The 13,059-nt window shown below is 73.0% G+C and carries 15 protein-coding genes; 6 read left to right on the forward strand and 9 right to left on the reverse strand.

Annotated features, from left to right (window positions below; translation table 11 throughout):
• Window positions 1–106: 106 nt before the first annotated feature.
• The gene (locus AQJ11_RS35295) at window positions 107–1,495 is read right to left on the reverse strand and encodes an MFS transporter (RefSeq protein ID WP_059265962.1); all 1,389 of its coding nucleotides are present in this window, start codon (window positions 1,493–1,495) and stop codon (window positions 107–109) included.
• Between the two features lie 121 nt (window positions 1,496–1,616).
• Between AQJ11_RS35295 and AQJ11_RS35300 the strand changes: the two genes are divergently transcribed.
• The gene (locus AQJ11_RS35300) at window positions 1,617–2,513 is read left to right on the forward strand and encodes a LysR family transcriptional regulator (protein ID WP_244218512.1); all 897 of its coding nucleotides are present in this window, start codon (window positions 1,617–1,619) and stop codon (window positions 2,511–2,513) included.
• A 64-nt stretch (window positions 2,514–2,577) separates the two neighbouring features.
• Here AQJ11_RS35300 and AQJ11_RS35305 read toward each other — a convergent pair whose 3' ends face one another.
• From AQJ11_RS35305 to AQJ11_RS35320, 4 genes are all read right to left on the reverse strand, one after another.
• A complete protein-coding gene (locus AQJ11_RS35305) occupies window positions 2,578–2,907 on the reverse strand; it encodes a MazG-like family protein (protein ID WP_014669524.1) in 330 nt (109 codons plus the stop codon).
• Window positions 2,908–3,110: 203 nt separating this feature from the next.
• On the reverse strand, window positions 3,111–3,818 hold the full coding sequence (locus AQJ11_RS35310) for a B3/B4 domain-containing protein (RefSeq protein ID WP_059265963.1): 708 nt from the start codon (window positions 3,816–3,818) through the stop codon (window positions 3,111–3,113).
• 43 nt (window positions 3,819–3,861) lie between these two features.
• A complete protein-coding gene (locus AQJ11_RS35315) occupies window positions 3,862–4,509 on the reverse strand; it encodes an FMN-binding negative transcriptional regulator (protein WP_059265964.1) in 648 nt (215 codons plus the stop codon).
• Window positions 4,510–4,542: 33 nt separating this feature from the next.
• Window positions 4,543–5,379, reverse strand: a complete 837-nt coding sequence (locus AQJ11_RS35320) for a DMT family transporter (RefSeq protein WP_059265965.1) — start codon at window positions 5,377–5,379, stop codon at window positions 4,543–4,545.
• A 117-nt stretch (window positions 5,380–5,496) separates the two neighbouring features.
• Between AQJ11_RS35320 and AQJ11_RS35325 the strand changes: the two genes are divergently transcribed.
• Window positions 5,497–6,081 (forward strand): helix-turn-helix domain-containing protein, encoded by a 585-nt coding sequence (locus tag AQJ11_RS35325; protein ID WP_041665789.1) that lies wholly within the window; start codon window positions 5,497–5,499, stop codon window positions 6,079–6,081.
• Window positions 6,082–6,133: 52 nt separating this feature from the next.
• Here the strand turns inward: AQJ11_RS35325 and AQJ11_RS35330 are convergent, their stop codons facing one another.
• From AQJ11_RS35330 to AQJ11_RS35345, 4 genes are all read right to left on the reverse strand, one after another.
• Window positions 6,134–6,955 (reverse strand): DUF1684 domain-containing protein, encoded by an 822-nt coding sequence (locus AQJ11_RS35330; protein ID WP_059265966.1) that lies wholly within the window; start codon window positions 6,953–6,955, stop codon window positions 6,134–6,136.
• Window positions 6,956–7,005: 50 nt separating this feature from the next.
• A complete protein-coding gene (locus tag AQJ11_RS35335) occupies window positions 7,006–7,929 on the reverse strand; it encodes an LLM class F420-dependent oxidoreductase (RefSeq protein ID WP_059265967.1) in 924 nt (307 codons plus the stop codon).
• Window positions 7,930–8,015: 86 nt separating this feature from the next.
• Window positions 8,016–8,582 carry an LLM class flavin-dependent oxidoreductase gene (locus AQJ11_RS35340; protein WP_059265968.1) on the reverse strand — a complete coding sequence of 189 codons (567 nt, stop codon included), beginning with the start codon at window positions 8,580–8,582 and terminating at the stop codon, window positions 8,016–8,018.
• 155 nt (window positions 8,583–8,737) lie between these two features.
• Window positions 8,738–9,652 (reverse strand): LysR family transcriptional regulator, encoded by a 915-nt coding sequence (locus AQJ11_RS35345; RefSeq protein WP_014669532.1) that lies wholly within the window; start codon window positions 9,650–9,652, stop codon window positions 8,738–8,740.
• Window positions 9,653–9,790: 138 nt separating this feature from the next.
• Between AQJ11_RS35345 and AQJ11_RS52875 the strand changes: the two genes are divergently transcribed.
• The 4 genes from AQJ11_RS52875 to AQJ11_RS35360 all read left to right on the forward strand — a co-directional run bounded on the left by AQJ11_RS52875 (window position 9,791) and on the right by AQJ11_RS35360 (window position 12,975).
• A complete protein-coding gene (locus tag AQJ11_RS52875; protein ID WP_351800093.1) occupies window positions 9,791–9,871 on the forward strand; it encodes a putative leader peptide in 81 nt (26 codons plus the stop codon).
• Between the two features lie 176 nt (window positions 9,872–10,047).
• Window positions 10,048–11,184, forward strand: a complete 1,137-nt coding sequence (gene sfnG / locus AQJ11_RS35350) for a dimethylsulfone monooxygenase SfnG (RefSeq protein ID WP_059265969.1) — start codon at window positions 10,048–10,050, stop codon at window positions 11,182–11,184.
• Window positions 11,185–11,224: 40 nt separating this feature from the next.
• Window positions 11,225–11,782: an NADPH-dependent FMN reductase gene (gene ssuE, locus AQJ11_RS35355; RefSeq protein WP_059265970.1), complete on the forward strand. Its 558-nt coding sequence runs from the start codon at window positions 11,225–11,227 to the stop codon at window positions 11,780–11,782.
• Entirely contained in the window at window positions 11,779–12,975 is a 1,197-nt protein-coding gene (locus tag AQJ11_RS35360) for an SfnB family sulfur acquisition oxidoreductase (RefSeq protein WP_059265971.1), read from the forward strand. The genes ssuE and AQJ11_RS35360 overlap by 4 nt, the downstream gene beginning before the upstream one ends.
• Window positions 12,976–13,059 lie beyond the last annotated feature (84 nt).

Genomic DNA, 13,059 nt, shown 5'->3' on the forward strand with positions numbered 1-13,059 from the left:
TGGTGCGTATTCCGGCCGCTGCGGGTGCGGGCACCGCCCACGCCGGACGACCTGCCGGACCGACAGCCAACGGGTGGAGGGGTCACGCGCTCGTCGGGGCCGCTGATCACCGGGTCGTACCCCCGGGCGTCAGCGCGAAGGCCGGCCAGGCGAGGGCGCACAGGCCGGCCGACAGCAGCAGTGCCCATCCCGTGCCGGCGGTCGCGGCGGCGCCCATGAGGGCGACACCGAGGGTGGCGCCGGTCTGGCGGACGGCGTTGAGCAGGCCGCCGACCGAGCCGGCCGTGCCGGGCGGGGCGGCGCCGATGACGGCGGCGGCGAGGGCCGGCAGGATGAAGGAGATGCCGAAGCCGGTGAGGAGCAGGCCCGCCGCGAGCCAGCCGTAGGCGCCTTCGGCGAGGACCGTGCCGGCCAGGACCGTGCCTCCGGCGGTCAGGAGGGCCAGGCCGGCCACGATCGGGGGCCGTGGGCCGGTGCGGGCGACGATCCTGCCGGTCAGTGGCGGATTCGCGGCGAAGGGCACGGTCAGCGGCAGGAAGGCCAGGCCCGTCTCCAGGGCGCTCAGGTGACGTTCGCGCTGGAGCAGCAGGGGCAGCACGAACAGGGCGCCGGACAGGGCGAAGTTGGTGACCGCGCCCGCCATCAGCCCGGCCCGTACCGGTGCCGACCGCAGCAGCGTCCGGTTCACGACCGGGGCCTGGCTGCGCCGTTCGAGCAGGGCGAACACCGTCACCGCGACCCCGAGCCCGCCCGCCGACCACGCGGTGTGCATCCATGCGCCCGCGCCGGCGGCGATCAGGACATCCGTGAGCAGCGCCAGCACCACGACAGCCGCGGCCTGGGCCGGCCAGTCGACGCGGTGGGCGCCGCGTGGGCAGCGCACCGCCCGTCCCCAGGTCAGGGCCAGTACCAGCAGCCCGAGGGGCACGTTGACCAGGAACACCGCCCGCCATCCGGCCGCCTCCACCAGGGCGCCGCCGGCGATCGGGCCGGCCGCGACGGCCGCCCCGCTGACCGCGGCCCACACCGAGATCGCGCGGGCCCGTGCCGCGGGCTGCGGGTAGAGACGGGCGATCAGTGCCATCGAGGCCGGAACACAGGCGGCTGCCGCCGCCCCGGACACCGCCCGCAGGACCAGCAGCGCACCCAGGTCCGGGGCCAGGGAGCTGAGCAGGGACGCGAGCGCGAACACGGCCGCGCCGGTACGGAACACCCGGTCGGCGCCGAACCGGTCGGCCGCCGCCCCCGCCGACAGCAGCAGAGCCGCGAACACCACGGTGTACCCGGTGGTGGCCCACTGGAGGCCGGCCATCGACGTATGCAGCGACGCGGCCAGATCGGGTTCGGCGACGGACAGCACGGTGGTGTCGAGCAGCACCATGAAATAGCCCAGCGACACGCCGGTCAGCGCGCCCGCGCGCCTCGCCCGGGACGGGGACGCGGGCGGCGTGGGCGCGCCAGGGTCCACCGCGGTCTTGGAATTCACCACAGTCATGGAAGAGGAAGCCTCCGGTGAGCAGCGAGATCGGTCACGCCGCCCACCTTCGGTCCGACCGGGCGGGCCGCTCCACCGGCGCGGCCGCACGCCGCGTTCGGAATTTCCGTATGCTCCAACGGTGTTGGGCGCCTACGTGGAACTACGCCAACTCGCCACCTTCGAGGCCGTGATCCGGCACCGGACGGTCACGGACGCCGCCGTCGCCCTCGGTCTCGCCCCCTCCTCCGTCTCGCAGCAGATCCGCACCCTCGAAGCCGGCCTCGGCGTCCCCTTGTTCACGCGCGGTCCCCGAGGCATGGACCCGACCCCGGCCGGGGAGCGGCTGCGCGGCTGGGCACGCACGCTGCTCGACACCGCCGAACGAGCCGTCCACGATGTCCGCGGCGAGCGCCTGCGGCTACGGCTCGGCGCCCTGGAAACCCTCGCGGGCTCCCACGTTCCCCTCGTCCTCGCACGGTTGGCCGAACGCCGCCCCGACATCACGGTCGACGTCCGTTCCGACCGCACCCGCCAAGGGCTTCTCGCGGACGTCGCGGACGGGCGCCTGGACGCGGCCCTCCTCCTGGACGCCGGGGACGCCCTCGGCGGGCTCGGCTTCCCCGCCCCCGCCGAACCCCTGGCCTTCCTCGACCTCGACCCCGTGCCCCTGGCGCTCGTCGCGGCCCCGACCCACTGCCTGGCCGCCCGCCCCGCGGTGACCCCCACCGACCTCGACGGCGAGCGGCTCCTGGTCAACGTCCCGGAATGCTCCTTCTGGCTGGCCGGGCAGCACCTCCTCGGCACGGGTCCCCGACGCGTCCGAGCCGGCGGTGTCCCCGTGATGCGCGCCTGGGCCGAACACGGCCTCGGTGTCACCCTGCTGCCCCGCTTCGCCGTCAGCGACAGCCTCCGTACCGGCACCCTCGTCGAGTTGGCCCTCCCCGTGCCCGACCTCAGCCTGCGTCTCGTGTGGCGCAAGGACCGCGAGAGCGTGCCCGGACTGCGCGACGTCCTCTACGCGGCCGCCCGCCCCTGAACGGCACGCGGGGGTGGACCTGGAGGGGCGGAACTGCCCCGGCCCCGCACCTCGTTCGGAGGGGTCACCGCGTGGTGGGCGGGGGGCCGAAGGTGCGGGCGGTGATCGCGTCCAGCTTCGCGGCGAACGTGGCGGCCGGGTCGCGGCTGAAGCTGTGCAGCGCCACGGCGGCGGTGACGATCACGTCGCACAGCTCGTCGGCGACGTCGGCCGACGTGTGGGTCACGCCCTTACGGGGGTTCTGCCCGGTCAGACCGACGTACGCCTGCCCGACCTCGCCGACCTCCTCCGTGAGCTTGATCAGGCGCAACGCCCGCTCGTGCGCGTCGCGGCCGTTCTCCCTGTCGAGCCAGTCGACCAGGCGGCCGATGGTCTCCCACTGCTCCGGGGTCATGTACGGGTGTCCTCTCGTGTCGTGGGCCGGGCACGGGCGGGTTCAGCGCCGACCGAGGCGGCGAGGCCGATCCACGCCCCCGTGCCCTGCCGTCCTGCGGGCGGGCCGCCGGTCACCGGTCGGTCCCCGTCGCGTACAACTGCTCGCCGCGCTCCTCGTCACCGTCGGCGTCCTCGCTCCGGTGCGCCGTGACCGACCGGACATCAGACGGTGGCCCGGGGGTGTTCGCGGGTGAGGTGGTGTACCTGGGTCCGGTCGGTGTGTGCGGCCAGCAGGTCGAGCAGTTCGCCGGCGGCGGACTTGAGGAGGTGTCCGTCGCGGGTGGCGTGGAGGGTTTCGAGGACGAAGGCGACGCGGGTGGAGTCCTCGGTGACGCGGGTGCGGTGGGCGTCCCGGTGGTTCCAGTGACGGGTCAGTACGTCGGTGGTGTCGGTGTAGACGATCTCGCCGGCCTTGGCGTGTTCGGTGGTGTCGGGTTCGCCGAGCGGGGTGAAGGTCTCGCCGCCGTCGGCGTAGCGGATGTCGACGTCGCCGGTGACGTGGTCGAGGTCGAAGGCGCCGGCGGGCAGGCCGTGGCGGACGGAGACGGCGTTGTAGGAGTCGACGGCCGGGTTGATACGGGGCAGCGTGCCCTTCTTGGCGAACCGGCGGCCGAGGGCGTCGACGCTGGGCCGGACACGGCGCGGGTTGGTGCCGAAGGAGCGGTAGGCGGTGTGCCACGCCTCGATGCGCGGGTCGCTCTCGTCGGCGGGCCGCCAGGCGCCGTCGGCGAGCTGTCGCTCCAGCTCCTCAAGGGCGGCGGCGGTCGCGGGCCAGGGTTCGCGGCAGCGCAGTCCGGTGGCGGTGACGACGGCGATGAGGGTGTCGGGGAAGGCGTCGGCCACGGCGGGGCTGAGGCGGAAGGTGGTCATCGTGAGGGATCCGTTCCGGAAGGGCGGGCTGGTACGGCGGGGGTCAGGACTTCCAGGGGCCGATACGGTCCAGGCGGCGCCGCTGCTGGGCCGCGGTCGGCGCGTCCAGGCCGGTGCCGCGCTCGGTGAGCCGGCGGGCGGTGCCGGCGCGCTGCTCGACGGGTTTGTGGTCGTCGTACTTGAACTTCGCGCGGACCTCGGTGACGTCCAGGCGCAGGCCGCGGATGCCGGACAGCATCCGTCCGTAGGGCGGCCGGTCGGGGTCGATGGGGGCGTGGTCCCCCTCGGGCTGGAAGTGGGCCATCTGGCGGCGCAGCAGCTCGGCCTTGGCCTCGGGGTCCTCGACGACCGTGGCCCGGCAGGTGAACTGGACGGCCGCGTAGTAGCTGGTCGGAACGCCGTCGGTGGGCGGGATGCCGGGCTGGGCGCGCCAGGGGCCGGGGATGAAGGCGTAGGCGCCGGTGACGGTGAAGGTGACGTTCGGGTCGGCCTCGATCGCCTTCCAGACCGGGTTGGGCCGGGCGAGGTGGACCAGCAAGGTGCCGCCGTCGACGGCGAAGTGGGTGGGTACGACGACGGGCGCCCGGCCGGGCGGGCCGTTGACGCTGAGGACGCCGAAGTCGTGGCCGGCGGCGATCCAGGTCTGCCACTCGGCGTCGTCCAGGGCGGCGTCCCAGGGGTGGATGAACATGCGCGGGTCCTTCCGGCGCGGAGGTGCGGGAGGTCAGACGAGGGCGAGGAGGCCGACGGCGACGGCGGCGGTGCCCAGACCGATCAGCTGCCCGCGGTGGATCCGCTCGGCGAGGACGGTGCGGGCGAGCAGGACGGTGCCGGCCGGGTACAGGGCGATGATCACGGCGACGACGGCGAGGTCGCCGCCGCGTGCGGCGAGCAGGAACAGCAGGTTGGCGATCGAGTCGAGCACGCCGGCCGTCGCCGACATCGCGTACGCCGGCTTCTGCGGCCCGAGCCGCCGGAAGAGCAGCCCGACCGCGGCCAGGGTGACGGCGGAGGACACGGCGCGGCCGGTGATCAGCGGGCCGACGCCGCTGTCGGAGGGCGCCTGGTGCAGGAAGACCAGTTGCAGGGCGATGGCGGCCCCGGCGCCGAAGGCCAGCAGCAGCGCGGTGCGCGAGGGGCGGGCGCCGCCGGCGCCGTGTCCCGCGCTGACCAGCACCACGGCCACCAGCGCCAGCGGCAGGCCGATCAGTCCGGCCGTCCCCAGGTGCTCGCCCTGCGACAGCCCCACGCCGACCGGCAGCATCGCCGAGACCAGCGCGGTGACAGGGGACAGGACGTTCATCGGGCCGATCGCCAGCGTGCGGTAGAGCAGGACGAACGCGATCGCCGACGCGACGCCGGACGCCGCGCCCCAGGCGAGGGTGGCGGGAGCGAAGGAGGCGCCGAGGAAGGGCCACAGCAGGAACTCCACCGTGAGTGAGGCCGGGGCGGCGATCATCACGGTGCGCAGGACGTGGGCCTTGCGTGCGCCGAGCCCGCCGAGGAAGTCGGCGCACCCGTAGGCCAGGGAGCTGCCCAGGGCCAGCAGCAGAGCGATCACGGGGACATCCCTTACTATCAGTGGAACGACTACACCGTACAGCGCACCGACCGGGATTCGTCAACCGAACGACCGCGCGGTGCAGTGCACTGATCCACTGCCGGAAGGGTGATGGCGATGGCCGAGACCGAGGCGGCGTTGCGGACGCTCGCGCACAACGTCCGCGCGGCCCGTACCCGCGCCGGACTGTCCCTGGACGAACTCGGCCGCCGCGCCAAAGTCAGCAAGGGCGCCCTGGTCGCCCTGGAGAAGGCCCAGGGCAATCCGAACTTCGCCACCCTGGTCCGCCTCGCCGACACCCTCGGCATCTCGGTGTCCGCGCTGATGGAAGGCCCTGCCGAGGGCCGTGTCCGGGTGGTGTCCGCCGACTCCGTCATGCCCCTGTGGGCAGGGGAGAAGGGCGGCGAGGCACGGCTCATGCTCACCACCTCCGGACCGGCCCCGGTCGAGGTCTGGCGCTGGCGGCTGGAACCGGGGGAGGAGTATCCCAGCCATCCGCACCAGCCCGGCGTCGTGGAGACGGTCAGCGTCACCGCCGGCCGGATGGTGCTCGTCGTCGACGGCACCGAGCATCCCGTCGAGGCCGGGCAGACGGCCACCTTCGACGGCGACGCCCCGCACACCTACCGTGGCGCGGGCACCGGGACCTGCCACCTGATCATGACGGTCCACATCCCGCCCGGCCCTGGCTCCGCGAGCTGACCGGTGCGGTGGGGGCGGCCACGCGGGGCCCGCGCATCGTGAGCGTCGGGCCTCAGGAACCGCCGCGCTCGCGGGGGATCTTCTGGCCGGCCTCGATCGCCACCGGCAGCCGGTTCTCGGCCGGGGGCAGCGGGCAGGTGGCCAGGTCCGTGTAGGCGCACGGCAGGTTCGCGGCACGGTTGAAGTCCAGGACGACCGTACCGTCGGCGGCGGGCGGCTCCAGGGTCAGGGATCGGTTGGCGGCGTAGGTGGTGACCCCGGAGGTCGCGTCGGTGAACAGCACCATCAGCCGGCCGCCACGGCCGGGGAACGCGGTCAGCGACAGCGGGCGCCCGTCCAGCTCGAACTCGACCCTGCCCGGGGCGTCGTACACGTGCTCAAGGCCCTCGACCGCGGCGCCCACGGTGGTCGGCCGTGGCGTGTCGAAGGGGATGTAGCGGCCCGTCACCGCCCAGCGCGGGTCGGGGGAGTAGGCGGGCGTTCCGGTGAAGGCGGTGCGCAGCGGTGCGTCCGGGTGCCGGGGGCGCACGATGTCGTGCCCGCCGCGCCTGGCGACCTCGATGACGGCGTCCTTCCAGACGGCGTCGACGCCGCCGCGCTCGGGAATCACGCCGAAGTGGTGCGCACCGCGCACCGGCGTTCCGTCGACGACCAGTTCCTCGCCGTCGTCGAGGTCCACGACGACGCCCTCGGGGCCGGTGCGCCACGTACCGGGCGCGTCGGGGAAGCGCTGCGGCCGGTCGTCGAGCCAGTGCAGGCCGGTGATCGCCAGGAACCCGTGCGGGGCGGCGAGCCGGGCCTCCTGGGCGCGGTACCAGTCCAGCCAGCTCTCGGTGAAGGCGTCACGGTCCGTTGTGGTGGCCTCGGTGGTCATGGGTTCTCCTTCGTCACGGGGGTGCGGGGGGACCGGTACGACCGGCGTGTTCAGCGGGCCAGGTCGCCGAGGAGCCGCCAGGTGCGCCGGCGGTCGGCCTCTCCGGCGATCTCGGTGCCCGAGAACACGACCTCGGTGGCGCCGGCGTCGCGGTAACGGCGCACCTCGGCCTCGACGGTCTTCTCGTCGCCGATCACGGCCAGGTCGGCGGCCCGCCGGCCGCCGGAGAGTTCGATGACCCGGGCATAGGACGGGATCTGTTCGTAGAACGCGAGATCCTCGGTGGCCTTGGCCCGCGCCGCGTCGACGTCGTCGGTGACCACGCCCGGCACGAGGGCCACGATCCGGGGCGAGGGGCGGCCGGCGGCCTCGGCGGCGGCGGTCAGGGCCGGGACGATGTGGTCGGCCAGGGCGCGTGGTCCCGCCAGGTAGGGCAGGATCCCGTCCGCCAGCTCACCGCTGACCCGCAGCGCCTGCGGCCCCATCGCGGCGACCAGCAGGGGGACGCCGTTCTCGGCGCCCGGCACCCGCGCCGGGACCGGGGTGGCGGCGGTGAGCAGTTCACCGTGGAAGTCGGCTGTGCCCGTCTCGGTCAACTGACGCAGCGCGGTGAGGAATTCACGCAGGCGGGCGATGGGGCGTTCGAAGGGCAGGCCGAAGCCGGCCTCCGTCAGGAGCTTCGTGCCCAGGGCCAGACCGAGGTGGTAGCGGCCGTGCGTGGCGGCCTGGGCGGTCTGGGCCTGACTGGAGACCAGCAGCGGGTGCCGGCCGAAGACGGGGATCGCGGAGGTGCCGACGTGCAGTCCCGGCACTTCGCGCCCGACGATCGCCGCGAGCTGGGGTGAGTCCGCGCCGAAGGTCTGGCCGAACCAGGCCGACGCGAGACCGAACTGCGCTGCCTCGCGGGCCAGTTGAACGGTGGCGTCGACCTGGTTCGGCGCGTCGGACGCGTTGAGCGCTACTCCAACAGTCATGTCAGTCAGAACGGGCGCTGGTCGGACCCGCATTCCGGTCCGTGTGTGACAGCTTCTTGTCAGTCATGTGTACGGGTTCCTGTCGGTCATGTGCACGAAGGCCCGTCCGAGGCCCAGCCCGCCTGCCGCCGGTCCGGCGCGGACCGGTGGGGGAGTGGTTCGCGCGGACCGAGGCGTTCGCGGAGCGTGGTGCCGGTGTACCCGGTGCGGTAGACCCCGCGTTCCTGTGGTTCCGGCACGAGCAGGTCGACGGTGTCGTCGAGGCCGTCGCGGATGAGGTAGGGCAGGATGGTGAAGCCGTCGTTCTCGCCGACGACCGGGCAGGATCCGCAGATCGTCCTCGGGGCGCCCGCCCGCAGCCGGCGCCGGACGCCGTCGGCGAAGGCCGCCGCGTCGTCGAAGTCGGTGCCGTGCGCGCAGAAGATGACGTCGGCGTTGCGGGCGGCGAAGTCGCGTCCCTCGCCGCAGTCACCTGCCTGGAAGATCACGGGGTGACCCCGGGCGCTGCGCGGCAAGGCCGGAACCAGGTCGACGTCGAACCGCGGCCCCTCGTGGCGCACCGGGTGTACGGCGCCGGACGTCGGCCAGGCGGGCGCGACCGCGGAGCCGGCGACGGCGCCGTCCTCCCAGCCGTCCCACAGGGCACGGGCCACGGTGCCGACCCTCCGCGCGCTGCGACGTGCGGGGCAGGCGCCGGGACGGCATCCGCCGCCCGGCGGGCGGACCGCACCGAACCGGGCGGTGGGCCTGGTCTCGCCAAGGTTCCGGGCAGGCCGCCCATGACGATGAGCACGGGAGGATCCCTGCGTCAGTCCCATGAAGGGGCGCGGTACGCACGGGCGTTGCGCACGAAGAGCTCGTGCAGGTCGCGGACCGCCCGCGGAACAGAGCCGGAGGGGCGGCGCTGCAACACCAGCAGCACGTCGGTCGCAACCCCCGCGAGCGGTCGCACGGTGATCGCGCCCCGTCGTTCCAGAGGGTCGCCGACGACGCTGAAGTCCGGCAGCACCGTGGCCCCCAGGCCCTCGGCCACCATCAGCTTGCCCATCTCCGCACCGTCGGTGGAGTACGAGAAGGACGGGGTCCGGCCGCGTAGCAGCCGGTGCACGAAGCGGTGCATGACATAGCCGGACCGCATCACGACCAGCGGCTCGCTCAGGAGGCTGTCGGTGTCCACCGCTTCCAGGGCCGCCAGCGGACTGTCCGGACGCACACACACCACCGGCCGGCCGCACAGCAGCTCCGTCGTTTCGAAGCCGGGCGGCATGTCGTCGCCCCGGAGGTAGTTCACCAGTCCCAGATCGAAAGCGCCCTCCAACAGCCCGCGGTGGATGTCCGCCTCCTGCGCGCCGACCAACTCCACCTGGGTGACCGGATGCGAGGCCCGGAACTCACGCACGGTCGGGACGACCAGCGGCACGGTGGCCGTGTTCACCGTGCCGAGCCGCACCATGCGGCTGATGCGGTGCTGGTCCCCGGCCGCGCCGCGCAGCCGGTCGACCGCGTCCAGCACGCTCATGATGTGCGGCAGCAGTTCCCGGCCCTCGTCGCTGATCTTCGCTCCGGACCGCTTGCGCTCCAGCAGATCCACACCGAGCTCACGCTCCAGATTGCGGACGGTCTCGCTGAGCGCCGGCTGGGACAGATGCAGTTCCTCGGCCGCGCGCCGCAGCGAACCGAGCCGGGTGACGGCCGTGATGTATTCGAGCTGTTCGATACGCACGCACAGGAGACTGCGCTCTCCCGAGGACCGGGTTCAAGGGAATCCCTGTCACAACCTCGTGAATACCGACTGCCATCATGTGAAATCCCGTCCGGGCATTCTTGACCGGCCGGACTCCTGCCTGGTTCGATCGACGGCATGAAGCGACAGGACCTCACGCGGCGACGCCATGTCGACCTCGCGCGTGTGTCCAGCGCCTGCTGTCGCTGTCGGGTCTGAGCGCACCCAGGGAAACCCTGCCACCCGCTCCCTCTGCGACTTCCTTCCGTGAATTCCGGTCCCCGACTCATTTCCGTCGTGACGACGGCTTCCCCGGAAACGCCGATCCAGCGCGCCTGAATTCCGCGGAACTCGTTCGTCCTGCCCGCGCGGCATTCGCCTGCCAGGAGTTCTCCATGCCCGTGTCCCCGCCGTCCAGTGGGTCCACTCCCGTCCGCTTCGCCTACTGGGTCCCGAACGTCAGCGGCGGCCTGGTCACCAGCGCCATCGAGCAGCGCACCGACTGGGGCTACGCCTACAACCGCGAACTCGCCGTCCTCGCCGAGAACAACGGCTTCGACTACGCCCTCAGCCAGGTCCGCTACATGGCCAGTTACGGCGCGGAGTACCAGCACGAGTCGGTCAGCTTCAGCCTCGCCCTGCTGCTCGCCACCCAGCGGCTGAAGGTCATCGCCGCCGTGCACCCCGGCCTGTGGCACCCGGGTGTCCTCGCCAAACTCGGCGCCACCGCCGACCACCTGTCGGACGGCCGCTTCGCCGTCAACGTCGTCAGCGGCTGGTTCAAGGGCGAGTTCACCGCCCTGGGCGAACCCTGGCTCGAACACGACGAACGCTACCGGCGCTCGGAGGAGTTCATCCGCGCCCTGCGCAAGATCTGGACCGAGGACCACGCCGAACTCGCCGGGGACTTCTACCGGTTGCGCGACTTCTCCCTCAAGCCCAAGCCGCTGAACACCCCCGAGCGACCGCACCCGGAGATCTTCCAGGGCGGCAACTCCACCGCCGCCCGCGCCATGGCCGGCCGCGTCTCCGACTGGTACTTCAGCAACGGCAAGGACTTCGACGGCGTCACCGAGCAGATCGGCGACGTCCGTGCATCCGCCGCACGGGCGGGCCGCAGGCCACCGAAGTTCGGCCTCAACGGCTTCCTCATCGCGCGCGACACCGAGGCCGAGGCCCGCGAGACGCTCCGCGAGATCGTCGCCAAGGCCGACACCCGGGCGGTACACGGTTTCCGCGACGCCGTCCAGCAGGCCGGACCGTCCACCGCCGACGGCAAGGGCATGTGGCAGGACTCCGGCTTCGAGGACCTCGTCCAGTACAACGACGGCTTCCGCACCGGGCTGATCGGCACCCCGGAACAGATCGCCGAGCGGATCGTCGCCTACAAGCGGCTCGGCGTCGACCTCCTCCTCCTCGGCTTCCTGCACTACCTGGAGGAAGTCGAGTACTTCGGCAAGCGAGTGCTGCCCCTGGTACGCGAACTGGAGGCGCAGGAAGCCGAGTCCGAGCCCGTCACCGACCACGCCTGACCGCCGCCCGCACACGAAACGACGAACCGAAAGGTCCCGCATGGCCACCGTCCTGTCCGTCTCCGGAAGCCCCTCCGCCACCTCCCGCACCGCTCGGCTGCTGCGCCACCTGGACGAGCGGCTCATCGCGCAGGGGCACGAGGTGATCCCGCTGGACGTGCGCACGCTCCCCGCCGAGGCGCTGCTCGGTGCCGACTTCGGGCACCCGGCGATCGTCCGGACCACCGCCCTGTTCGAACAGGCGGACGGGGTGGTGATCGGTACGCCCGTCTACAAGGCCGCCTACTCCGGGCTGCTGAAGTCGCTGCTCGACCTGCTCCCGCAGTACGCCCTGGCGGGCAAGACGATCCTCCCGCTGGCCACGGGGGGCACCACCGCGCACGTCCTGGCCATCGACTACGCCCTGCGCCCGGTCCTCGCCTCCATGGGCCCCGCGCACATCACGCCGGGCTGGTTCACGCTGGACAAGGACATCACGGCGGGCGAGGACGGCACGGTGACCGTCGCTCCGGACTCGGCCGAGGCTCTGGCACAGGTCACGGACCAGTTCTCCGCGGCGCTGGCCGGCCGTACGCGTCTGCTGGCGGCGGCCGGATGAGCGCCGCGCACGTCATCGCGGATGACGCCGAGGCCCTTGCCGTGGCCGCCGAACTGGCCGCGGCCTTCCGCAAGGGCGCCGCCGAGCGGGACGCGCGGCGCAGACTCCCGCACGCGGAACTGGAGCGGCTGTCCGCCTCCGGGCTGCTCGCCGTGACCGTGCCCGCCCGGTTCGGCGGGGCGGACGTCCGCGCGGACACCCTCGCCGACATCCTGCGGCTGCTCGCCACCGCCGACGCCAGCATCGCCCAGATCCCGCAGAGCCACTTCGTGTACGTCAACGTCCTGCGCGCGCAGGGCACGCACGAACAGCAGGACTTCTTCTTCGGCGAGGTGCTGCGGGGGAAGCGGTTCGGCAACGCCCAGTCCGAGGCGGGGACCACACACGTGCAGGACATCCGCACCCGGCTCGTGGGGCGCCCGGACGGCTCGTACGTCCTCGACGGCGTCAAGCACTACGCCACCGGCGCGCTGTTCGCCGACTGGATCCCCGTCCTCGCCCGCGCCGAGGACGAGACCCTGCACGTGGCGTACGTGCCGCACGACGCGTCCGGCCTCACCGTCGTCGACGACTGGGACGGCATGGGACAGCGCACCACCGCCAGCGGATCCGTCCGCCTGGAGTCGGTGCCCGTCCCCGCCGACCGGGTCGTGCCGCACCACCTCACCTTCCGGGGACCCCAACTCCACGGCGCGGTAGCCCAGTTGCTGCACGCGGCCATCGACGCCGGGATCGCCGCCGGGGCGCTGGCCGAGGCGGCGGAGTTCGTCCGTACGAAGAGCCGTCCCTGGTTCGAGAGTGTCGACGAGGGTCACGAGACGGCCGCGGAGGACCCCCTGCTGATCCAGCGGTTCGGTGAACTGGCCATCCGGGTACGGGCCGCCGACGCACTGCTCGCCGCCGCGGCGAGGTCCGTGGACGCCGCCCGCGCCGACCTGACCGACGACTCGGCCGCCGCGGCCTCGATCGCGGTGGCCGCGGCCAAGGTGACGGCGGCGGAGGCCGCGGTGGAGGTCGGCAGCGCCCTCTTCGAGGTCGCCGGTACCCGTTCCGCGCTCGACTCCCTGGGCCTGCACCGCCACTGGCGCGACGCGCGCACCCACACCCTGCACGACCCGGCCCGCTGGAAGGTCCAGCACATCGGCCGCTACGTCCTGAACGGCACCAGGCCGCCCCGGCACGGCCTCCTCTGACGAACGCCGACCACCCCCCTGATCGGAGTCCCCACGTGTCCCTCACCTTCCATTGGTTCCTGCCCACCAACGGCGACAGCCGCC

The organism is Streptomyces corchorusii, from assembly GCF_001514055.1.
In the GTDB taxonomy this organism is placed as follows: domain Bacteria; phylum Actinomycetota; class Actinomycetes; order Streptomycetales; family Streptomycetaceae; genus Streptomyces; species Streptomyces olivaceoviridis.

What these genes read in the sequence shown, in the direction of transcription:
- AQJ11_RS35295 (WP_059265962.1), bottom strand. Translation starts at nt 1,495, where the DNA reads ATGACTGTGGTGAATTCCAAGACCGCGGTGGACCCTGGCGCGCCCACG.
- AQJ11_RS35305 (WP_014669524.1), bottom strand. Translation starts at nt 2,907, where the DNA reads ATGACCCCGGAGCAGTGGGAGACCATCGGCCGCCTGGTCGACTGGCTC.
- AQJ11_RS35310 (WP_059265963.1), bottom strand. Translation starts at nt 3,818, where the DNA reads ATGACCACCTTCCGCCTCAGCCCCGCCGTGGCCGACGCCTTCCCCGAC.
- AQJ11_RS35315 (WP_059265964.1), bottom strand. Translation starts at nt 4,509, where the DNA reads ATGTTCATCCACCCCTGGGACGCCGCCCTGGACGACGCCGAGTGGCAG.
- AQJ11_RS35325 (WP_041665789.1), top strand. Translation starts at nt 5,497, where the DNA reads ATGGCCGAGACCGAGGCGGCGTTGCGGACGCTCGCGCACAACGTCCGC.
- AQJ11_RS35330 (WP_059265966.1), bottom strand. Translation starts at nt 6,955, where the DNA reads ATGACCACCGAGGCCACCACAACGGACCGTGACGCCTTCACCGAGAGC.
- AQJ11_RS35335 (WP_059265967.1), bottom strand. Translation starts at nt 7,929, where the DNA reads ATGACTGTTGGAGTAGCGCTCAACGCGTCCGACGCGCCGAACCAGGTC.
- AQJ11_RS52875 (WP_351800093.1), top strand. Translation starts at nt 9,791, where the DNA reads ATGAAGCGACAGGACCTCACGCGGCGACGCCATGTCGACCTCGCGCGT.
- sfnG (WP_059265969.1), top strand. Translation starts at nt 10,048, where the DNA reads ATGCCCGTGTCCCCGCCGTCCAGTGGGTCCACTCCCGTCCGCTTCGCC.
- ssuE (WP_059265970.1), top strand. Translation starts at nt 11,225, where the DNA reads ATGGCCACCGTCCTGTCCGTCTCCGGAAGCCCCTCCGCCACCTCCCGC.
- AQJ11_RS35360 (WP_059265971.1), top strand. Translation starts at nt 11,779, where the DNA reads ATGAGCGCCGCGCACGTCATCGCGGATGACGCCGAGGCCCTTGCCGTG.